20 protein-coding genes are annotated in these 22,545 nt (G+C 35.7%); 8 read left to right on the forward strand and 12 right to left on the reverse strand.

The genetic code is table 11. The features are described 5' to 3' along the window. Window positions 1-25: 25 nt before the first annotated feature. Both JNG87_RS06905 and JNG87_RS06910 read right to left on the reverse strand, forming a co-directional pair. Window positions 26-1,123 carry a DUF692 family multinuclear iron-containing protein gene (locus JNG87_RS06905; RefSeq protein ID WP_202842763.1) on the reverse strand — a complete coding sequence of 366 codons (1,098 nt, stop codon included), beginning with the start codon at window positions 1,121-1,123 and terminating at the stop codon, window positions 26-28. A gap of 3 nt (window positions 1,124-1,126) precedes the next feature. Further along, window positions 1,127-1,348, reverse strand: coding sequence for a hypothetical protein (locus JNG87_RS06910; protein ID WP_202842766.1), 222 nt, complete (start codon window positions 1,346-1,348; stop codon window positions 1,127-1,129). 153 nt (window positions 1,349-1,501) lie between these two features. Here JNG87_RS06910 and JNG87_RS06915 point away from each other — a divergent pair, with 153 nt between their 5' ends. Next, window positions 1,502-3,349: an alpha-L-fucosidase gene (locus JNG87_RS06915; RefSeq protein ID WP_202842768.1), complete on the forward strand. Its 1,848-nt coding sequence runs from the start codon at window positions 1,502-1,504 to the stop codon at window positions 3,347-3,349. Between the two features lie 66 nt (window positions 3,350-3,415). Here JNG87_RS06915 and JNG87_RS06920 read toward each other — a convergent pair whose 3' ends face one another. The 9 genes from JNG87_RS06920 to JNG87_RS06960 all read right to left on the reverse strand — a co-directional run bounded on the left by JNG87_RS06920 (window position 3,416) and on the right by JNG87_RS06960 (window position 12,375). After that, window positions 3,416-3,832 carry a nucleoside-diphosphate kinase gene (locus JNG87_RS06920; protein WP_034722935.1) on the reverse strand — a complete coding sequence of 139 codons (417 nt, stop codon included), beginning with the start codon at window positions 3,830-3,832 and terminating at the stop codon, window positions 3,416-3,418. 667 nt (window positions 3,833-4,499) lie between these two features. Further along, the gene (gene rsgA / locus JNG87_RS06925; protein ID WP_062670366.1) at window positions 4,500-5,426 is read right to left on the reverse strand and encodes a ribosome small subunit-dependent GTPase A; all 927 of its coding nucleotides are present in this window, start codon (window positions 5,424-5,426) and stop codon (window positions 4,500-4,502) included. A gap of 161 nt (window positions 5,427-5,587) precedes the next feature. Continuing rightward, window positions 5,588-6,667, reverse strand: coding sequence for a chorismate mutase (locus JNG87_RS06930; protein WP_047431451.1), 1,080 nt, complete (start codon window positions 6,665-6,667; stop codon window positions 5,588-5,590). Between the two features lie 398 nt (window positions 6,668-7,065). Continuing rightward, the gene (locus JNG87_RS21660) at window positions 7,066-7,641 is read right to left on the reverse strand and encodes a hypothetical protein (RefSeq protein WP_238349684.1); all 576 of its coding nucleotides are present in this window, start codon (window positions 7,639-7,641) and stop codon (window positions 7,066-7,068) included. A gap of 38 nt (window positions 7,642-7,679) precedes the next feature. Then, window positions 7,680-8,765 carry a DNA polymerase III subunit gamma/tau gene (gene dnaX / locus JNG87_RS06940; protein ID WP_202842770.1) on the reverse strand — a complete coding sequence of 362 codons (1,086 nt, stop codon included), beginning with the start codon at window positions 8,763-8,765 and terminating at the stop codon, window positions 7,680-7,682. A 97-nt stretch (window positions 8,766-8,862) separates the two neighbouring features. Continuing rightward, the gene (locus JNG87_RS06945) at window positions 8,863-9,495 is read right to left on the reverse strand and encodes a TetR/AcrR family transcriptional regulator (protein WP_047375406.1); all 633 of its coding nucleotides are present in this window, start codon (window positions 9,493-9,495) and stop codon (window positions 8,863-8,865) included. A gap of 5 nt (window positions 9,496-9,500) precedes the next feature. After that, window positions 9,501-10,757, reverse strand: a complete 1,257-nt coding sequence (locus JNG87_RS06950; RefSeq protein ID WP_110011634.1) for an aminotransferase class I/II-fold pyridoxal phosphate-dependent enzyme — start codon at window positions 10,755-10,757, stop codon at window positions 9,501-9,503. A gap of 432 nt (window positions 10,758-11,189) precedes the next feature. Next, window positions 11,190-11,546 (reverse strand): helix-turn-helix domain-containing protein, encoded by a 357-nt coding sequence (locus JNG87_RS06955; protein WP_202842772.1) that lies wholly within the window; start codon window positions 11,544-11,546, stop codon window positions 11,190-11,192. Window positions 11,547-11,637: 91 nt separating this feature from the next. Continuing rightward, the gene (locus tag JNG87_RS06960) at window positions 11,638-12,375 is read right to left on the reverse strand and encodes a LuxR C-terminal-related transcriptional regulator (RefSeq protein WP_202842774.1); all 738 of its coding nucleotides are present in this window, start codon (window positions 12,373-12,375) and stop codon (window positions 11,638-11,640) included. A gap of 89 nt (window positions 12,376-12,464) precedes the next feature. Between JNG87_RS06960 and JNG87_RS06965 the strand changes: the two genes are divergently transcribed. The 3 genes from JNG87_RS06965 to JNG87_RS06975 all read left to right on the forward strand — a co-directional run bounded on the left by JNG87_RS06965 (window position 12,465) and on the right by JNG87_RS06975 (window position 17,643). Continuing rightward, window positions 12,465-13,112 (forward strand): DUF1349 domain-containing protein, encoded by a 648-nt coding sequence (locus tag JNG87_RS06965; RefSeq protein ID WP_202842776.1) that lies wholly within the window; start codon window positions 12,465-12,467, stop codon window positions 13,110-13,112. A gap of 989 nt (window positions 13,113-14,101) precedes the next feature. Continuing rightward, a complete protein-coding gene (locus JNG87_RS06970) occupies window positions 14,102-17,026 on the forward strand; it encodes a sensor histidine kinase (RefSeq protein ID WP_202842778.1) in 2,925 nt (974 codons plus the stop codon). A gap of 5 nt (window positions 17,027-17,031) precedes the next feature. Further along, the gene (locus tag JNG87_RS06975; protein ID WP_062670379.1) at window positions 17,032-17,643 is read left to right on the forward strand and encodes a response regulator; all 612 of its coding nucleotides are present in this window, start codon (window positions 17,032-17,034) and stop codon (window positions 17,641-17,643) included. 132 nt (window positions 17,644-17,775) lie between these two features. Here the strand turns inward: JNG87_RS06975 and JNG87_RS06980 are convergent, their stop codons facing one another. Further along, a complete protein-coding gene (locus JNG87_RS06980) occupies window positions 17,776-18,621 on the reverse strand; it encodes a hypothetical protein (protein WP_202842780.1) in 846 nt (281 codons plus the stop codon). A 272-nt stretch (window positions 18,622-18,893) separates the two neighbouring features. Here JNG87_RS06980 and JNG87_RS06985 point away from each other — a divergent pair, with 272 nt between their 5' ends. The 4 genes from JNG87_RS06985 to JNG87_RS07000 all read left to right on the forward strand — a co-directional run bounded on the left by JNG87_RS06985 (window position 18,894) and on the right by JNG87_RS07000 (window position 22,509). After that, complete coding sequence (locus JNG87_RS06985) at window positions 18,894-19,850, forward strand: helix-turn-helix domain-containing protein (protein ID WP_202842782.1); 957 nt, start codon at window positions 18,894-18,896, stop codon at window positions 19,848-19,850. 114 nt (window positions 19,851-19,964) lie between these two features. Beyond that, entirely contained in the window at window positions 19,965-21,167 is a 1,203-nt protein-coding gene (locus JNG87_RS06990) for an MFS transporter (protein WP_202842784.1), read from the forward strand. 196 nt (window positions 21,168-21,363) lie between these two features. Further along, complete coding sequence (locus JNG87_RS06995; RefSeq protein ID WP_202842786.1) at window positions 21,364-21,777, forward strand: hypothetical protein; 414 nt, start codon at window positions 21,364-21,366, stop codon at window positions 21,775-21,777. 132 nt (window positions 21,778-21,909) lie between these two features. Continuing rightward, on the forward strand, window positions 21,910-22,509 hold the full coding sequence (locus JNG87_RS07000; RefSeq protein ID WP_202844244.1) for a Crp/Fnr family transcriptional regulator: 600 nt from the start codon (window positions 21,910-21,912) through the stop codon (window positions 22,507-22,509). The last annotated feature ends 36 nt before the right edge of the window (window positions 22,510-22,545 follow it).

The following is a 22,545-nucleotide window of genomic DNA, read 5'->3' on the forward strand; positions in this document are numbered from 1 at the left end:
GATTTTGGTTATCAGGATAGAATAATTAATAAGGATTCCACTTTTTAATGATATTCTGCGCTGTAAGGATCATTTCAGCGTCCCAGTTTTGTGTTTTAAAATAATGAAAGTCCAGATCTTTAATAGCCTTCACATCTGTATGATCATAAAGAAGTTTTGTGAGTTTCGACTGTTCTTCATACAAAAGCAGGTCTTCCAAAGGTTTTTCGGAAAGTTTCACTTCCTTTTTACACCAACGTTTATTTTCTTTGAATTTCAGGTCTGAAGTTTCAATTATTGTTCTGACTTTATTAAAATCATCCAGAAAATCATTTCTTTCTTCTTCGGTTTTTAAGGTATGCCCCAATCTTTCAATAATAATGTATTCCAGATTTGGACATTGTGTAAGAACCGAGGGTAAAACAGAGAGAATTTCTTCAGGAATAACATCATCATGAGTATCTCTCCTCACCTGCTTATTTCCATACGCACTCTCCTGCCAGCTGCCGCCTGAAAGATGAATTTCTTTTATTTTATGGAGTGGATACAAGTTTATTATTTCCTGAAGACCAACTTCAAAATTACAGGACTGGCAGTAAATATTATGCAGATCGAGGATCAGGAAACCATCGGTATCTTCTATCAGTTTGTCAAGGAAAACCCCTTGCTCTTTCACATCATCAATGGAAAACGAGAATGCCAGATTTTCCACGCCTACAGGAATATTGACAGCTTCCTGAAGTCTGTATAACCTGTCTTTCCCAATCTGTAGGGTTTCCGGCCCCAGAGAGACCGGCAAAGGAACTCCCTGATGAAAATTTTCAGTATTCATGAAGCCAAAATGTTCCGTGATATGATTGTATTTCCGCAGACTGACTTCTTCTTTCAATTTCTTCAGCCATTCTTCCTGTCTTGCTGTCCATCTTGCATCAAATAAAGAATAATATACTCCATGCCCTATTAAACGGTTATTTTCTGCATAAAAATTCAACAGATCCCGAAGCCATTCCGGTTCATTGGTATGATAAAGGGTATCAAAAGACCATTCCATCACTTCGATGGAATTATTCTGCAACAATGGCAAAACAGCAGAAACAAAATCCGCCTCTGCCATCATTGATACTCCTAACATCGGCTTTCTCATCTTCTATCCCATTCCACAGGCCGGACAACCATATTCGCGGAGTACAAGGGTATCTTTTTTAACTACCGGCTTAGGGGCTCCCGGTTTTTTCTTTTCAACGGTATCCGCGGAAGTGGCTTTCTTTATTTTTTTGACAGGCTTTTTTGTTTTAGTTTCTGGTTTAGTGGTCTGTGCAGAAACACTTACCGCTAATAAACTTGCCATTAATATTGCTGGAATTTTCATAATTGCTTTTTCGGGTAAATTTTACAATAAACGTTCCATTTATAAAAATACAATAATAAGAAACGTTTTGACAACAATTATCATTAAATATCACAAACTATTCTACACTATAATGTTTTCTTTATCTATATTTAATGTTAAAATAAAACATATATGAAAAACAGTCTGATTAAAGCTGTTTTCCTTGGATTGATATTATCTGTAAGTAGTATCGACGCACAGGTTCAGACAGTTGACAACAGCAAAAAAATGGAATGGTTTAAAAATGCCAAACTGGGAATTTTTATTCATTGGGGAATCTATTCGGTTAATGGAATCTCAGAATCATGGTCATTCTTCAATAATTATATCAATCACGAAAACTATATGAAACAGCTGAATGGTTTTTCAGCTTCAAAATACCAGCCGCAACAATGGGTGGATCTGATAAAAGAATCCGGAGCAAAATATGCGGTCATTACCACAAAACATCATGACGGAGTTTCATTGTGGAATTCAAAGGCAGAAAAAGCCACTACCATCCCTAAAAATTCTCTGGCCGGAAAAGATGTGTTAACTCCATTTGTTTCAGCACTGAAAAAGTCAGGATTAAAAACAGGACTTTATTTCTCTCTGCCGGATTGGAGCCATCCGTATTATGATGTCAATACCCGTACAAAAAAGCGCTACGAAATCAAAAGTCATCCGGCACGCTGGCAGAATTTCATCAGCTATTATCAGGGTCAGCTTAATGAACTTTCTACCCAATATTCACCAGACCTTCTCTGGTTTGATGGAGACTGGGAACATACTTCTGATGAATGGAAAGCTTCTCAAACCCTGGATTTACTCAGGAAATACAATTCCAATATCATTATTAACTCAAGACTCAATAATCATGGTGATTACGATACTCCCGAACAGGGCATTCCGGTAGTTCCGCCCCAAAATCAATATTGGGAACTTTGTTATACCATGAATGATTCCTGGGGGTATCAGCCTTTTGACAAAAATTATAAAACACCCAATATGATTGTAAGGACTTTGGCAGATGTGATCAGCATGGGAGGAAATCTTTTGCTTGATATCGGTCCGAAATCAGACGGCACTATTCCGGAAGAGCAAATTGAAATTCTGAAAAACCTGGGCAGATGGACATCCAAAAATGAACATGCCATCTATGAAACAACACGTGGAATTTCTTTTGACAACTACAAAGGAAAATCAGCGTTTTCAACCTCGAAAAAATCTTTGTTTCTTTATCTTGAAGAAGCTAAAAAACTTACAAAAATCTATGGACTGGCTACAAAACCCCTTTCTGTAAAAATCATTGGAGATGCATCTGCTGTTGTTACGATGGATTATAATGCCGAGAAAACACTGAATTTGAATTTCTCCAAAGTAAAATTTGACAAGGATGTCACGGTGGCAGAACTTACTTTTGAGACTCCTCCTGCGTTTTTGAACGATTTTAAGAAGGAAAAATATTCTCTTCCCGAAATACTGGAAAGCAAAAATACCCAGGAAGCCGTCTATGATATGAGCAACGCATTGCATAACGGAAATAATCTACTTAACAATGAAGGCTTAACCTCCGATGGTCTTGACATGAAAATACAGAAAACACCTTCAACAAACCCGGAAACACTGCAATGGATAAGTAAGCATGCAGAAGCGTTTTTTGAGACCGGAAAAGGACTGCCGGAAGGTCATTTCTCAGGAATGAGCGCTCTGTCAAAAGACAAACAGACTCTATATCTTTTTGTGGAAGGAATTCCTACGGGACCTATTGCTCTGAAAGGAATAAAAAATGACATTGCCAGAATAAGAATCGTAGGAGAAGGCAGTATGCTCAATCATACGATCTATAATAAACTTTACTGGAGTGACCGTCCGGGAATTATTTATATTGATGTCCCTAAAGAAAGACTGGATAAACAACTGACGGTGATCGCAGTTTTGCTTAATAAACCTGTTGAGCTGTACAGAGAAAAAGTGGGAGCTATTGAAAATAATCTTTAAATAATCCTATAAAAAACAAAATCCGGAGAAAATTCTCCGGATTTTTTATTTTGTAAGATGATTTTCTTAGAAAATCTCTCTTCCTGAAAAATGGAATTGAGCTTCGATTAATGCATTCTCGTCAGAATCTGAACCGTGAACAGCATTTTCTCCGATGCTTCTTGCAAACATTTTTCTGATTGTACCTTCTGCAGCTTCTGCAGGGTTAGTAGAACCGATTAATGTTCTGAAGTCTTCAACTGCATTGTCTTTTTCTAAAACTGCTGCAACGATAGGACCAGAGCTCATGAATTCTACTAATTCTCCATAAAATGGTCTCTCAGCATGTACTTCATAGAATTTTTTTGCATCAGCAACTGTAAGCTGAGTTAATTTTAAAGCTTTGATCTTAAAACCTCCTTCAGCAATCTTACCCAATATAGCACCGATATGTCCGTCAGCAACTGCATCAGGCTTAATCATAGTGAATGTAATGTTAGACATAAATGTATATTTTTTTAATGGCGCAAAATTACAAAAAATATCTTTGATTTTTATTTTAATTTTTTTTTAACATAAAAATAACTTTTATTAAGAAATTGTAACACAAACTTTGGCACAGTAATTGTTTATTCTATTGCGATTCTCATGTTTAATTTGAGTTTTCATGGTTATTAGTTTTTACCCAGCTTCGGCTGGGTTTTTTATTTGCAAAAAATAAAGGCATTTTTTATTAATTATGTAATTTTTTAATTAATATTTAATCATATTTAACGATTTTGTTCTTTTAATTGCAATTGGTGAAATAATTTTATTTTTTGAAAATCCAATCTCATGGTGGTCAGAAATATGACAAAAGTGGAGTTATCTGCCAAAATTGTAAAGTTGAAAAGTAGAGTTATTTAAAAACGAATATTTTTTCATGTAAAAATCAAAAAAATAAATTACAAAAAATAAAATATCCAGAATACATTAAATTGATCTTTAAAAAAAATAATAACAGTAAATATTATTCTTTAGCAGCAAAAGAAAGTGTTACCCTTGTCAAGGTTTCAAACCTTGACAAGGGTGTCATTTCGGTAAAAGGGTTTTAAAAATAAAAAGAGACCATCCAATGATAGTCTCTAGATTATTTCTGACAAATTTGTCCTGTTACATAAAGATTGTATGATTATTTCTGAGAAGCTTCTTCTGCCTCGTCCATCAGTTTAATGTAAGTAGCATAGCGCGAATGCTGAATTTCTCCTGTTTCAAGAGCATCGATAACAGCACATTTAGGTTCATTGATGTGAAGGCAGTTGTGAAATTTACATTCTTCTCTCTTTTTAAAAATTTCAGGAAAGTAATGCTGTACTTCTTCTTTTTCAATATCAATCATTGCAAATTCACGAACCCCGGGAGTATCGATAACATTTCCTCCAAAATCCCAGAAATGCATCTGGGCAAAAGTTGTTGTATGCTTACCTTTCAGGTGGGTATCTGAAATTTCAGAAGTTTTTAAATTCAATCCCGGCTGCAAAGCATTCACTAAGGTAGATTTTCCACAACCTGAGTGGCCAAAGAATACGGAAGTTTTATCTTTAAGAATTTCCTGAAGCTGATCCAGATTCAATTTAGAATAGGACGAAATTTCCAGAGTATCATATCCTATCTCCTGATATAGGAATTCAATATCTTTTACAATTTCAATTTCTTCTTCGTGCAATACATCAATCTTATTAAAAAGAATCAGTGGGGTAATATTATAAGCTTCACAGCATGCCAGGAACCTGTCAAGAAATCCTAATGATGTTTCAGGATGTTTCAGCGTAAAGATAAAGCACGCCAAATCGATATTGGAAGCAATAATATGAGCTTCTTTGGAAAGATTTACGGATTTTCTGATCAGATAATTAGAGCGGGGTTCAATTTTCGTGATCCAGGCAATGTCATCCTGTTCCAGTTGGAACTCAACAAAATCTCCTACAGCAAGTGGATTGGTAAGTCTGGTTTTTATTAATTTGAATTTCCCCCTGATTCTGGCCTCGAAAATTTTATTTGTTTCCAATTCCAAAACCTGGTACCAACTGCCTGTAGATTTAATGATTTTTCCTTTCATAGATAATGCTGATGCAAATATACGCAATTAGGGCTTAGCATTCAGAAAATAGGGTTAAAAACACATGTTTCAATTCTCCTAAATACTGATGGCCAAGCCCTGATTTATTTTTTTACTGTATATATAGTAAAAATTATACTACTCTTACTATTATCCGCAATTTATCTCTCGATCATAATATTATTCTGAACTTCAATAGATTCTTCGTGAATCGCTTTGAATACTTTTTCAATAAACTCCTGAGACATTCCTGTTTCTTTTGCTTTTTGGGTAGCGTATTCTGTGATTACTTTCCAACGTTCAGGCTGGAAGATCGCAATGTCATTTTCTTTTTTAAGCTTACCGATCTTTTCAGAAATTTTCATTCTTTGAGAAAGAAGTTCAATTAACTGGAAGTCAAGATCGGAGATTAAAGTTCTGTGTCTTCCCATTTCTCCTTCAAAACCGGCAAGATTAGAGCTTCTCACTTTCAGATTTCCGATAAGATCTGCAAGAACTTCAGGAGTGATCTGCTGGGAAGCATCGCTCCATGCTTCATCAGGATTACAGTGAGATTCAATGATCGCTCCCTGGTATCCTACGTTAAGTGCCTCCTGTGTAATATCTGCAAGACCTGTTCTGTTTCCGCAGATGTGAGAAGGGTCGATTAACATTGGAATATTTGGAAACTGGCTCTTGAAATCAAGGGCAATCTGCCAGTTTGGATTGTTTCTGTATTTTGTTTTCTGGTAGGTTGAAAATCCTCTGTGAATAACTCCAAGGTTTTTAATGTCCTGTCCTAAAAGTCTTTCCAAAGCTCCGATCCATAAAGCAAGATCCGGATTTACAGGGTTTTTCACAAATACCGGTTTATCAGTTCCTCTTAAAGCCATTGCAATTTCCTGTACCGTAAATGGATTCACTGTAGAACGCGCTCCGATCCAAAGAACATCTACGTCTGCTTCTAAAGCTGCAAATACGTGGTGTGCATTGGCTACCTCAGTTGCTGTTTTAAAACCGTATTCTTCTTTTACTTTTTTCAGCCAGTTCAAACCGATCACTCCTACACCTTCGAAACCGTTGGGTTTGGTACGCGGTTTCCAGATTCCGGCACGGAAAACGGATACATTGGCATTGGATTCCTTAATTCTCCTGGCCGTTTCAAGCATCTGAGCTTCACTTTCCGCACTACATGGTCCTGCAATCATTAGTGGCTGTGTAAGCCCATCGATCCACTCATTTTTTAAATCATTTAAATTCATTATTCTAAATTTTATTGTTTTTTTATATTATTTATTCATTGACAGCAATAGCCCTTTGGATTATAAAATTTAATTTATAATTCTTTTCAAAAAATGCCGTTCAAAATTGTTTAAAGGAATCAGGAAAATAATAGGGCTCTACTTCTCCTGTATTTTTTGGAAAGAAATTCAGTTAACAGTACCAATAAAATCGGTAATACGTTCTGAAATTTCTATAATAAGAAGCAGAAAAACTAAAATAACCGCTAAAAAAATAATTAGCGGGTGCAAAAAAAGACTGATATGTGTTAATCAATTTTTCCATTATATCTGGAAATGTCTTGTTTTAGCGTTTCTGGTTTAATTTGTTTTTGTCAGAAACTTATTTCTGACAGAAATATTTGACAAATATATAAAAATTATGTCAAATCAAACTTCATTAAATCATCAAGATCTTTCAAAAGTGGATTTTTTTCTATAAACTTTTCAAATAATTTTCTCTTCGTCACCACCTCAATCTTCAGATTTTCAACGTCTCTGACGTATTCTACCTCAATAATATGATTCTGAATTTTTCTTTTAAAATGATTAAAAAATTCTCCACTTATTTTATCAAATTCCACTTTTGCAGAGTCTGACGGGAACAAAACTTTGATTTTATGCTCTTCAGCTTTTACCAGTTTAAAGGTTTTTACCGCATTAAATACAAAGTTATTTTTTACCTGAAGCTGTTTAAGCATAATTTTCCATTCCGTCTGCAGATCTGTATCTGTAAAATGGTTTTGAGGAAGATTTTCAGTTCTCACCACAACATCTTCTGCTGTTTCCACTTTATCTTCTTTATTCAAAAAGGAATTGATGCTGAAACCGGAGGATATTCCCGGTCTTGACAAAGGCTTGGTAGTTTTGGTCACAGAAACTTCCTGAACCATCTGAGTAGTAACAGACAGCTGTTCTGTTTTAACTTCTTTTTTCTCCGGAGTTTTTTCCGGCATTTTCACCTCCTGTTTCTCACTGAGAAACGGAGCCAGTATCAGGAATTTTTTTTTTTAGTATCGCCTAAATTAGCTGTCAGTGAAGCCAGCTGCATTAATGCAATTTCAACCGTAAGTCTAGGGTTTTTGGAATTCTTATAATTAATATCTGCATGGTTGCAGATTTCAATACCATCAATAAGCTGCTGGGCGGCCCATTTCTGTCCCTGCTCTACAAACCTGGCCTTGGTCTTCTCTCCTACTTCAATGAGTTCCATGGTGGAAGCATTCTGTGCCATCATCAGGTCTCTGAAATGATTTCCTAATCCGGCAATGAAAATATGAGGATCAAAACCTTTCTTTACAATCTCATTAAATGCGAAAAGCACTTCAGGAATTTTGTTTTCCCTGGCAAGATCCACAATATTCAGATATTGATCGTAATCCAGAATATTGAGCACTTCGGCGGCTTTTGCCAGTGTAATATTTTTCTGGGAGAAAGTCGAAAGTCTGTCGAAGATAGAAAGTGCATCTCTTAATGCACCGTCTGCCTTCTGAGCAATCAGGTACAGGGCATCATCTTCATACTGGATATTTTCTTTCTGGGCAATGTTTCTCAGATGGCTCTGTATGTCTTCGATGACGATTCTTTTGAAGTCATAAATCTGACAACGGGATAAAATTGTTGGAATAATTTTATGTTTCTCCGTGGTAGCCAAAATAAAAATAGCATGCGCAGGCGGCTCTTCCAGCGTTTTAAGGAATGCATTGAAAGCGGCAGAAGACAGCATATGAACCTCATCAATGATATATACTTTGTATTTACCCACCTGAGGTGCAAAGCGTACCTGATCTATAAGTTCTCTGATATCATCAACAGAGTTATTGGATGCAGCATCCAATTCATAGATATTGTAAGCAAAACCATCTTCTGAAACCGAGCCATCTTTCTCATTGATCTTTCTTGCCAGAATTCTGGCACAAGTAGTTTTACCCACACCACGAGGACCGCAAAAAAGTAATGCCTGAGCTAATTGACTTTCTTCAATTGCATGTTCTAAAGTATCCGTAATATGGGATTGTCCTACAACCGTATCAAACTCCTGAGGACGATATTTTCTTGCAGATACTATAAAATTTTCCATTGGTCAAAAATAAGAAATATAGTTTTAATTTGAAAATTAAAAGTTTTCAAATATCAACAAAAACATATTTCTGTTCAAATCGGAAAACTTTTAACCTCTATTTCTTTTTGCTGTATGCAAAGTCAATCAACTCAACAATAGCGCCTTCAATCTCTTTTCGCCCTTCTTCAGTTTTCAGGTCAATACCGCAGAACTTGTTTGCGTTATATCCTGTATAAAGGTTAAGATAGTAAGCTCCGGAAACAATCAGAGCCATAATTGCCCTGTGTCTTGTTGCTACTCCTTCACCAAAGTAAGGATCTGAGATGTTTCCAAATAAAACTTCTCCAACTTCTTCACGTTGTTCAACTAATTTCTTAAGAATAGGCTTGCTTTCTGAAAGCTCCCAAAGGATAATCTTCTGAAGTTCTTTATTTTTCTTCAGGTTTTCGAACTGATTCAAGACAACCATTTTAGTAAGCTCGTGTCCACCGTCCGAGAAATCCATATCAACATCCTGGTTGACCTGGCTCCAGTAATCCTGAGACTTGATATATTCATCGATCAGCTTATCAGTACTTCCAAAGTACTCATAGATCAATTTTTTATCAAATCCGGCTACGGCAGCTATTTTGCTTACTTTTAATCCGGAATATCCTTTTACTCTTAAAATTTTACCAACTGCAGCAAGCAGTTTCTGCTTTGTTTTTTCTTTGTCCCTAATGGGGCCCTGCACTACTTTTCTAGGCATAATTATTATTTTTTCGCAATATGCAATTTTTTATTAATATCATCAAACGCATTAAGCGTTTTATCGAGATGTTCTTTTTCGTGTCTTGCCGTCACACTCATCCTGATACGCGCATCTTTTCGGGGTACAGCCGGGTACAGAATCGGATTGGTATAGATTCCTTTTTCTATTAGTAGTTTTCCGGCTTCTCCTGTTACATAAGGGTCTCCTATTTTTACAGGGATAATTGCAGAGCAGGTAACGCCTGTATCCAACCCTAAGTCGTCAAGCCCTTTTTTGAAATAATTGATGTTATCCCAGAGTTTCTGTCTCCAGATGGGTTCTTCGTCAATTAAATCAATGGCTTTAACTATTCCTGCTGATGATGGTGGAGCTGTCGCTGAGAAAATCTGCTGACGGGAATGGAATCTGATGAATGCTGCTATTTTTTTATCTGCAATGACATATCCACCCAGATTTCCAAATGTTTTGCTGAATGTACCTGTGATAAGGTCTACTTTATCCAATAACCCGGCCTGTTCCAAAGTACCTCTTCCGGATTCTCCAAGGATACCGACACCATGTACGTCGTCTACCATCAGAAAGGCATTATACTTCTTCACAAGGTCATAGATCTCATTAATACGGGAGGTATCACCATCCTGGGAATACACTCCATCCACAATAACGAGTTTCGTACGGTACAGATTTTCAGATACCTTCAAAATGTGTTCCAAAGATTCCAAATTATTGTGCGGAAATGTTTTTTTATTGGTAAAAGCACATCCTTCGTGCACACTGGCATGTACAGCCATATCTAAAATAGCCAGGTCTTCTTTCTGCATCAGGCATTGTAAAGAAGCACTATTAGCTGTATAACCCGTAGTAAATACTACAGCTTCATCTTCTGTTCTTTTAAAAAAACCTGAGATTTTTTTTTCTAATGCATTGTGGTAATCAAAATATCCTCCGATAAGAGGAGTAGCTCCTGTTCCTGTACCATATTTTTCGATTCCTTCAATGGCAGCCTGTTTTACTTTTGGGTGCTGCGTAAATCCTAAATAATCACTTGATACAAAACTAACAAATTCTCTGTTGTGATCTGCAATATTTACATTCAGTACTGCATTGGTTCCTGAAGTATTCTTCAGTCTGTAGTTCATGTGGCCATTAGACTTTACAAAGTCTAAATATTCATAAAAAATTTCAGCTCTTTGAGCCATATCATTGTCTGGTATATTCTCAAAGTCTTTAATGGTTGCTGTTGTGAAATTGATGCTCATCCTTAATCTTGTTTGTTGTGTGTGGTTTAAAAAAAAACAAATATATAACTATTTGAAGGGCTTAAGCTCCCATATTAAGATTAAATATTATTAAAGACACAATAATTTATTCTTATCCCCTGGAAACCAAACTTAATACCATATACCGGTTTCTTTTAACATTTATGTGTATTGAATTAATTAGTTTTTTCTTACCTAAATTTAATAAAAAAACTAAACAATAAAGAAATATTAATAGATAAATAATAAAAAATGACCGTTATTTTTTACAACCATCTCATTTATAAAAGATTATTTTCTATAAATTTTAACATTATAATTCACTAAATTGTCTTTTACAGCAGGAATTCAGTATGATTAAATCCCTACCCGGAGACGAAAAATGCCTCGAAACTCCTGTGACAGGAATTTTAAAGAATAAAAAAGTCAGTTTTAAACGGAATGGGAATCTCTGAATTTTCCGGGAGTAAAACCGGTCATTTTTTTAAAAAATTTTGAAAAATTGGAAGGGTCGTAAGTAAAAATACGGGCAACTTCTGCTACAGATTTATCCGTAACAATGAGCATCTTTTTGGCCTGTTCAATAATTTTTTCATCATAATAAAAACAGGGATGCTGTCCGGTTTCCTTTTTAATGGTATCAGTAAGATGTTTATGAGAAACAGCAAGTTCCCTGGCAATTTCATTCAGTTCCATAAATTCAGGTACAGTTCCGGAAATCACCTTCTGGATGTGCTGATCTAAAAAGGTAAAATACTGACGGGTAATTTCTTCACTTCTTTTCATCATATGGATCTTGCTAATCTGTATTCAAGTTATAAAATTAATCATAAGATACAAAATAACATGGTGAACTTTTCGGATATTCCAGGATGAATGTTTAATAAAAACTATCCTTAAAGGCTTGTGTAGAATTTTTTACTTTTAACTTTTCCAGTATATTCTGACGGTGTCTGTTTACGGTATTGATGCTTATAGAAAGAAGATCTGCAATTTCTTTGCTTGCATACCCTTCCCCTATAAATTTTAAAACTTCCAGTTCCCTTGGGCTTAAAATATTTCTATAATCAAGCTTATCTTTTACAACCACCTCCCCTTTTTCGGTATTCACAATCATAAAACCGGAAGCATTAGAGGGAGTCAGAGCCATATTATAAAGGCAAAGAGCCAACCTCAACCGTCCGTTATCAGGAGAATAAACATAAAACATGCGGTGTTTTACCCATCTGTAGTTCTCATTTTTATCCTTCATTCTTATTTTTGATACAACACTGTATGCTGCGCGCTGCTCTATCTGCATAGCATCCAGTAATTTAAAGAAACGGAGTTCATGGATGTACTTTTTCAGACGGTCATCGGGATGTATTCTTTTCAGCATCTCTTCTTCCCAGATGGAGTTTATTTCTGCAGGATTTTCCTCCATCTTAAGTCCAAGTTCATATGCGGCTGCAGATTTATAAATAAAGCTTTTATTCTCCTGCATATCACTCAGCACACATATTGCACTTTCCATCTGAGAATATGCCAACGCCTGCTGTTTATAGACTCCGATGTCAAGCCTGCATTTTTTCGGGGTGTTGTCCAGTAATTGATCACTAAGCTGTTTACGGATTTCCATAATGGTTATTTATCAGTATTGACGCAAATAAGGTTTAATAATACTTTTGCTAAAATAATAATTTACGCTTAGAACTTATCCCAAAGAGAATGAAGAAAATGATTTTCGGCTTTTGCGCCTTATTCCTGATTCAAAAGTTTTCCGCCCAGAGCCTGGAAAAAATGACCTGGTTTAATGAACCTGAAAAATGGGAAATCAAAAACAACAGTCTTTCCATGTTCGTAACCCCACAAAGTGATTACTGGAGGGTTTCACATTATGGATTTACGGTAGATGACGCTCCTTTCTATTATGCTACCTATGGTGGTGAATTTGAAGCAAAAGTAAAAATAACAGGCAATTATAAAGCAAGATTTGACCAGATGGGCCTTATGCTGAGAACAGATCAGGAACATTATATCAAAGCCGGAGTAGAATTTGTAGATGGCAAATACAATCTCAGCACTGTAGTAACCCAAAACAAAAGTGACTGGAGTGTCATTACATTGGAAAAAACACCTCCTGCCCTATGGATAAAGGCAGTGAGAAGGCTGGATGCTGTGGAAATATTTTATTCTTTTGATGATAAAAATTATATCATGATGCGGAATGCTCCTCTTCAGGACAACACTCCTGTAATGGTTGGCTTAATGGCAGCCTGTCCTGACGGAGAAGGATTCAATGCTGTTTTTGAAAACTTTAAAGTAAAACATCTGCCAGACCAGCGCAGGCTGAAGTGGCTTGAAACTCACCAATAACGATTGAATTACACTTCAATATACAGTCAATTTTATTCACCTCCCATCATTTCCGGGAGGTTTTTTGTTTAGAAAAGATTATCTTCGAGAAAAAACAAAATAATTACCATGAAAGCCTATACTTTCTATGTTTTATCTTCAATATTGGAAATTCAATAGGGCCGGGCTTTAGCCCGGTCTAAAATAAGACGTTTTCATCTGGCTTCAGCCGAAACTTAAATAACAGAAGACTACATCTATCATTTATTCAACTCTATATATTCTGAGTGCTGGTAATAAAAAGAGACTGTTTACTTTAAGTACAGCCTCTTTTGTTTTCTTGAGATAAAAACCGTTTGTGTTCTTAGAATCATTATTTGGGTAATAAATCTTCTTTAATAGTTATGAGAATATTTTGCAAAAATATGAATATCCATAGGCAACGGCAAAGTTATCATGTAGAATAAACCTGTATTTTTTGTCAAACTATTACTACAAAAAAACACATAACAAAATATTCAGCCATTAATTAAAAAAATATTAAAAATTTCCAAACACAACATTATTTACCATTTATAAAATTCTAAAAATAATCACAAATCCAGCATAATACTGAGATCTATAGGCGAGAATTTAAAATAAATCTTACATTAATTTATCACTTATTATTGAAATACGATAATATTTGTAAAAACCCGGAATGATGTATTGTCTGCAAAACATGATAAAACTTAGAGAAAACAAAATATGCAATACTAATTTATCGCCATAATTTCACTATTTTTACACGATCAAAAAATATAAAACACAAAAGACCAGAAAACTTCAATGATAAAAATTTATTCTCAATCGTTCCTGCCTTTTAAAAAAACTTTGACTTGTACAAATACCATTATTAACCGTCTATTGCATTAGCAGCAGATATAGATAAGTTTTGCACATATATGAGAGTTTGGGCATTTATTTTTGCTTGCATCTATCTAAACATTTCCGGACAGCACTATACCTCTATGTGGTACAACATAGACAATGGGCTTCCACAAAGCAGTGCAAAGGCCATTGTCAAAGACAAATATGGCTTTATCTGGATTTCTACCGAAAACGGGCTGGTGAGGTATGACGGCAGTTCTTTTATTACCTTCAGTAATTTCAGGGTAAATAATCTGCATTTTGGTGAATTTATAGGAGATCCCTGTCTTGATAGTATAACGGTTCTTAATAATTTTCAGGAAAGTAAAATCATTATTAAAAACAGGTTTCCCAAAATCGCAAGGCTCACTGCCCATGATAAAATGACCTATTGCAATGGTACCGATATCCTGCACCGTATTGCCAATAATATCATTACATCGGATTTCTATAATGACGTCCAGTATTTTATTCAGCTTAAGAATTCTGTTTATCATTTTACCGAAAAAAATGCCATCATTTATAAGGAAGGAAACAAGGAAATAAAGATTACACTGCCTTTTACCAATAAAGACCTGAATTACATTTTTGTACTGAATAACCACCTTTTCATCAATGATCTGAAAAAAAGAAAAACCTACTCTATCTACAAGGGAAATCTTTCTGTTTCTGATCAACCAACACTTTTTAACCATCCTGATACGAAAATATACTGGCAGCAGATTACCAATCAGACTTTTATTATTAACCACGACAATATTTACCTTTTAGAAGGCAACGAAAAGGATCTCCGTTTAAAATTTCTTGTCAATTTTGAAGAAATCGGAAATCATTCCTACTGTTCGATGTTCTATGATAAAGCGTTCAACAAATTGTACCTGGGAACGCTTAATAACGGTCTGAATGTTCTTCAGCTTTCCAGTTTCTATGTATCAAGAAAAAAAGCTGATTTTTCCAGCAATGTATATTTCGCATCTCTTCCTTTCAGCCAAAGCACAATCATTGCTGAGGACGGAACAGAATTCGGAAGAAACGGAATTGTAAACAGCCACCTTTTCGGAAACAATGACAATTATCTCATGATGTATGACAATTCCGGAAATATTCTGATCAAAAAGAGAAACCATATTGTCAGGTTTTATAAAAATTCGGGCTATAAAAAGAAGGATTCCACTTTTGTTAAAAAGGGGCTTGAAACATTTATGAAAAGCGGAACTCTTTACGGCACTACTTTCACAGATCTTTCGGGCACTCAGCTTCATTTATACAAAAAGGATATATTCAGCCAGCCGGATTACACCTATACTTTTAAAAGTTTTGTCAATATTTTTCATCAATATAATGAGAATGAAATTCTGACCGGAAACAGCGACGGCCTTTATTCCATAGCACTGCGAAGCAATACCATAACTCCTTTGATCAAAAATATCCATGTCAAAAGCATTATCAGGACAAAAGATAATCTGATATGGATTACGACGGAGAAAAGCGGCTTTTATCTTTTTAGAAATCATAAGCTTGTCAAGATGCCAAACGACATCAACGATTATCTTCAGTCAGCTCATTATATTCTTGAAGACAAAAAGGGATATTACTGGATTTCTTCAAACAATGGGATGTTTAAAGTTTCCAAAAAGCAATTGCTGCGCTATGCAGACCATAAAAACACTCCGGTTTTCTATTATCGTTTCACTAAAAAGGATGGTTTTCTGACCAATGAATTTAATGGAAGTTCAGAACCTAACGCCTATGCTCTTGAGAATGGGGATTTTGTATTCCCTTCAATGGATGGTTTTGTGTTTTTCAATCCGGAAAATATTCAGACGTATTATCCGGGAAGAAATAACATTTATATAGAAAGGGTAAAAATCGGTAATTCTGAGCCTCAGTATTTCCATCAGATCCTTGATTTGAAAAATGATTACAAAACAGCGGATGTCTTTATTGATATTCCTTATTTTTCCAATCCGGAAAACCTTTATATTGAAGCTAAAATATTCGGAAAAGAAAATACCGGATGGGAAAAGATCGCAACAGGGAAAGAATTAAAATACACCATCAGCAATCTTTCTCCAGGGGATTACACCTTGAGGGTAAGGGTATTGATATCTGCTGACGGGAAATATGAAGAAAAAACAGTACGTTTCAAAATTCAGCCTCTTTTTTATCAGACATTGCTGTTCAGAGTGTCTGCCTCCATCATTATCCTTATTATCATCATCGTTATCGTTCAGTTAACCACAAATTTTCTAAGGATAAAAAATAAAGCTTTAAAACAGATTGTCCATAATAAAAACTCTGAACTGAAGGAAACCTCTCTTCACCTGGAGGTCGTAAAAAATAACCTTCAGAAAGAAACGGAATACCAGAAAAAACTGGTGGAAACCATCAGCCACGACATTACCACTCCGATCAGATTTATAGCTATGCTTTCCCAGAAACTTCATGAGTCTGATGATGTGGAACTTCAGAAAAAGTACTTTGACAGTATCTATAAATCATCAGAGCAGCTTTACCAGTTTACGCTGAATCTGAAAGAGTATACCGAACTTTATAAGGCAGAAAATATTTTTGAAGAAAAGGAATATCCCATCAACAGAATCCTGGAAACCAAGAACAAGCTGTTCTGTGAAATTGCTAAAGAAAAAGGAACTACGATTACCAATCTTACTGAGGGTGTCATCTATTCCAGGGTAAATGAAAGTATTTTAACAGCCATCATTCATAACCTCCTTGATAATGCTGTGAAGAATACCTCCCAGGGAAATATCACCCTTATGATTACCGAAAATCCACAAAAATCCACAATAATAATTAGTGACACAGGAACAGGAATGTCTGAAGAACAGATTGCTGTTTATATGAACCTGTTCAGAAATCCTAAACTGGAAACTCCCAGCTTTAAAGGAAAAGGATTGGGTCTGCATATGGTTATCCATCTGGTAAAAAAGATCAATGCTGAAATGAATTTCAGGCAAAACCATCCTAAGGGAACTGTTGTGGAAGTAACGCTCAAAAAAAACTAATCTTTATGAATGAAAAAATTTTAATTGCTGATGATCATTATGTAGTAAGGGCAGGAACCTGTTTGGTTCTTGAAACTGCTTATCCGGGTCTGAATATAGATTTTGCTGAAAATTATGACCAGGTGAAAAAGAAACTTGAAGATCAGCGGTATGACCTTATTATTTTAGACATTGATATGCCGGGAACCCAATATAAAAAAATGGTTCCAGAGCTTAAAGATATACAGAATGACCTTAAAATTCTCATATTCTCAGGATATGATAAAGATGTAGCCATCCAATATATCAGGGAAGGGGCTGAAGGCTATCTGAATAAACAAAGCAGTGAAGAGGAAATTAAAAATGCGGTGAAAACGGTCATTGAAAAGGGATATTTCTACCCCGCAGAGCTGATTGGTCTTATTATTCAAAACAAAAGAAATAATCCCGTAGAGAAGTTATCATCCAGGGAATACGAAATTTTTAAACTTCTGGCGGACGGCAACGGTAATCTGGAAATTGCCAACAGGCTCAATATTCAGATGTCTACAGTAAGTACGTATAAAAAAAGAATCTTTCAAAAGCTTAATGTCGGAAATATTGCAGAGCTGATTAAAGTCTATGAAATGATGCATTAAGAAAACGGGGCCGGAATTTAAAGTATTCCTGCCCCGAAAAAACACAAATCTCATGAGATTTTAATAGCTAACCCATTGATTTTTTATGCGTTATTTTTTATCATTGTATTTTTAGAATCATCTGTCGGTGTACTAGTACAGTCTCTGTACCGAGAGAAATAACTCCCTTGTATTATCAGAAGTATTGGAATCTGTGGTTGTAGCATCGCTGCTTCCTGTTGTAGATTTATTATCTACACGGAATGCATAATACACTCTGTACCATCTTGGCTCCGGTTCCTGTACGGTAATATCAAATGTTACCGTCTCATTATGGGTCTGGGTAAGATAAACACCATCATCAAATTGTCTGTAAGCTCCCGGTGATAATTTAATATTTCCATTATCAGAATCACCGGTATGGGTAGACATTTCCGAAACCCAGATTTTCACATCTGAAGTTCCTACATTGTAAAGTCTCGGATTAAAAGTGGTAGCCGCTCCCGTACCTGCTGAACTGCTGTTAAACTGGGCATCAAGTCTCAGGAAACCTCCCAAAACCGGAAGATCGGTAAGATAAGTACTGGCCAATGTACTGGCTCCTGAAGTACCTGCAGGAATGCTCCCGTGATAATAGATTAAATCTCCAATGGGAATATCATTATCCTGTCCTCCAAAAGCAAATTTCCAGGTAGTTCCGTTGAACATATAATAGCCGGCTTTATCTACTTTTGCAGTTTTTACAGAAGGAATAGTTACCGCCTGGGTTACATAGACCAAAGCTCCGGTCTGAGCTGCCAGATAAACATTATCTTTAGCTCTTAACTGGTCTCCTGTCATTCGGGGAGCCATCACTCCATCAGCAGCAGTAGCCACGTCCGGTTTTCCTTCTACATGTAATGTTACTTTAGGAGAATCTGTATTGATCCCAACCTGGGAAAATGCCGCAATTGAAAAACACATCATAATGCTGGCAAGAGGTAATTTTATTTTTTTCATTTTAGTATATTTGTTTAAAAATTATTTGATTTATTTAAAAATTGAATAAATCGTTTAGGGGTTAATTGAAAGATCATCAATCAGCCTTTGTTGAGCTAGCTGATGCAAAGTTATCCGCGCTGATAAATCAAATCCATCAATAATCAATGAAAAACAGGAAACAGCTCATAAAACACAAATTTCTAATAACCAGAAAGTTAAACCAGTCATTTTCTGAAATCTGACTGTTAAGAGAAAATATTGGAATGATTTAAAATTACCTTCTGCCACAAATGACCACCGAAAAAGACATAAAAATTGAACAGTACAAAAGACAACTGGTGTATTATTATAATATTCTGATGTCTGTTATTCTTGCCCTATTTGGTTTAATATTTACTTTTATTATTCCCGATAAAATAATGGCCTGGTATCTTTTCGGAGGACTTTTTTTAATGGTCTATACGTATCTGATTGTACGCAAAACCTACTCGGTGAATGTCATGGTACATTCCTACATCATTATTGCGACGCTTTATAATTTTTACATTATGCTGGCTTTCTGGAACAATTCTATAGCGAGTTTTGTCTGGCTTATTCCGATTCCGCTGGCAGCCTATGTTTTCTTTCAAAGAAAATATGTTTTTATTTACAGCATATATGTTTTGCTGAATATTATAGCGGGATACCTTATTTCTAAATCTTTCAGCTTTAAATTCCCGATACACCAACCAGAAGATGTGAGAATTACCGATACCATCCTTATGATTTCCAATGTAGCAGTCATTGCACTCCTGCTCTATTTTAAGGATAAAATAAAACGGGTTGAAATTTACCACGAAATTGAGGAGAAAGCCCAGAGTACAGCAATACAGCCGGTTCCTACAGCAGACAAAGCTCCTTTTGCGGATGAACTGTTTGACAAAATTGAATCTGTGATGAGAGAAAAACAGCTGTATAAAGATGTTAATTTCAATATTTCAAAGCTTTCCACAGAAATGGAAATCAACAGTAGTTATATCTCAAAATCAATTCGTGCAAAAGGATATCCCAACTTCAATAATTACCTGAATATGCACAGGATTGAATGTGTAAAAAAACTGCTTAATGAAAATGACCTTGAAAAGGTAACCCTCATGTATATCTATACTGAGGCCGGATTCTCTAACCAGTCTACCTTCAACAGGGTTTTCAAGCAGATGGAAAATATTACCCCTTCCGAGTATATCAGCAGCCTTCAGCTTCATTGATTTGTATCACCAATCCACATCATTGAGATAATAATTTTTAAGTTCGGAAAATAATCAGGAAATTTACAAGACAAATTTTCTGTAAAACCATTGCATTGTAATTGCAAAAAAATCATGAATTCATCTGAAAAAGCCATTCAGGGAAGCTTACGTTTCCGATATATAAAACTTTGTATTTTTTTTTCAGGACTTTCGGTTTTTGCACAACTTTATCTTTTCCAGCCGATGCTGCCTATGGCTGCGGAACAGTTTGGGGTATCCGTAGGTGATACTTCCCTGCTGGTATCTTCATCCACGATAGGTATGGCATTAGGCTTATTATTTTTTGCCTTTAAAGCTGACAGTTATTCCAGAAAAAGCCTCATTGTTTTTTCTTTGATTTCTTCTGCGAGCCTTACTGTTATTTCTACCTGGATACCCGATTTAACACTCCTGATTGCCGTTGGAGTATTGAAAGGTTTTGTTGTTTCCGGGGTTTCTGCAGTTGCTCTGGCCTATCTTACGGAAGAAGTGGATGCTCTGGCAGTACCAGCAGCCATCAGTATGTATCTCAGCGGTAATACCATTGGAGGAATGAGCGGAAGAATAATGGCTACTTTGTTTGCGGGGGAATTCGGATGGCGTAATGCCGTTCTTCTGATTGGCATAGAAAGTTTAATCCTAGGCGCTGTATTCTGGAAACTGTTTCCGGAATCAAAGTTCTTCAATCCACAGAAAACAGACTATCATCTTAAGGTAAAACAGATGAAATTTTTCCTTACCAACCCTTATATGCTTCGGTTATACTGTACAGCAGCATTGCTGATGGGAGTTTTCGTGAGTGTTTATAATTACCTGACATTCAGACTGGAAGCAAAACCTTTTTCGTTAAGCCATTTTATTATAGCCTTTATCTTTCTGATGTATATTTTTGGAGTCTTCGGAACGATGATCGTAGGCCGTCTTTCCAGAAGGTTTCCGATGAATAGTATCCTGAAAGCTTCTATCCTGTGCATGCTTACCGGAGCTGCCCTTCTATTATCTGAAAATATTTATATCCTTATTTTCGGGCTCGGGCTTTTCACCCTTTCATTTTTCGCTGCTCATACTATGGCCAGCCAGATGACTGCATTGTATGCAAGGCGGGGAAAATCTTCAGCCACTTCTATTTACTGGCTTTTTTATTATTTTGGTTCAAGTATTCTGGGAAGCGGTACCGGTTATCTGCTTCATGCCTTTTCATGGAATGTTTTCATAGCAGTTCTTATGATAAGTGTTATAACCGCTCTTCTTCTTACCACTTTTAATACCAATCCAAAAGCGGGAATAAAAAACTAATACCACATAGATACCACATCCGGTACTTCATGATTATGTGATAATTCACGTATAGTGTACTATTTTAACGTATTGTTAATTTTTTATATCAAAAATTTAACCTAATATCCTTCAAAACAAGATTTAACAATGCAATGTCGGGCATACTATTTGCTATTTTACTAAAGACCATATCACCATTTAAAATCAAAATATTATGAACGTAGCAGATCTAAAAATCAAGAACTTGGTTGAGTATAAAAATCAGATTTATACCATTGCTGAGATCTTTCAAAATGTCGAACAGGCTTATTTTGTTAAAATTGAAAATGATATTCAAAGTATTTCGGTCCCGGCAACATCCATTAAACCGATTAAAATAACGGAAGAATGGCTTGAAAAGCTCGGCTTTTCACGAACAGACAGTTCAGATCAGAGTATACGGTATGAAAGACCGGAAGCTTTTATAAAATATGATATAGACCTGAGTTCCAGAAAAATACTGGAAGGGCTGAAAATATACGGGAACGCCATAAAGTGTAAATATATCCATGAGTTTCAGAATATTTTCTCAAGCTTATTCGGAAAGGAAACTGTTTTACATTATGGTTATTTGAAAACAGAATCGTAGTTAAATAGTTCTTAGTTGAGGAAGACCACAATTTACATGATAAATTGTGGTCTTCTTATGTATAATTGTTTCATCTTACTTCCGTAATTTAATATTTGCGTAAATTTGTGTCTATACGTACAAAATCTAATGATGGATACAGATACAATAGTTTCACAACTCATAGAACACTTTAGAGAAATTGTCTCTTTAAAAGATAATGATATTGACTGTATTAGTTCCAAATTAGAAATTATACAACTTAAAAAGAAAGATTATCTGCTTCGCGAAGGACAGGTTTCCAGACATATGCGTTTCATTGCACAGGGCAGCCTCTATGCGTACCATATTGATGAAAAAGGAAAAGAAAATACCACTCAGCTGGGTATTGAAAACTGGTGGGTGAATGATCTTTACAGCTATCTTAGCGAACTGCCTTCAAGAATGTTTATTCAGGCTAATGAAGATACCACCATCATACAGATCAGTAAAAATAATCTGGAATCATTGTACAAAGAAGTTCCGGCTGTCTCAGAGTTCTGGCGTCTGAAGATGCAGAGTGCCTATGTTACGTTACAGGAAAGAACCTTTGAACATTCCCGTGTTGATGCTTATACCAAATACCGCACATTTATCACTGCTTACCGTAATATCGAACAGCGTTTTCCTCAATACATGATCGCTTCCTACCTCGGAATCACCGTAGAATATCTGAGCTATCTGAGAAAAAAACACCTGTCTGACGTTTCTTAAGATTTCTTAAGTTTATTCCCCTCCAGCCCGAATAAT

It is taken from the genome of Chryseobacterium cucumeris (assembly GCF_016775705.1).
Taxonomy (GTDB): Bacteria; Bacteroidota; Bacteroidia; order Flavobacteriales; family Weeksellaceae; genus Chryseobacterium; species Chryseobacterium cupriresistens.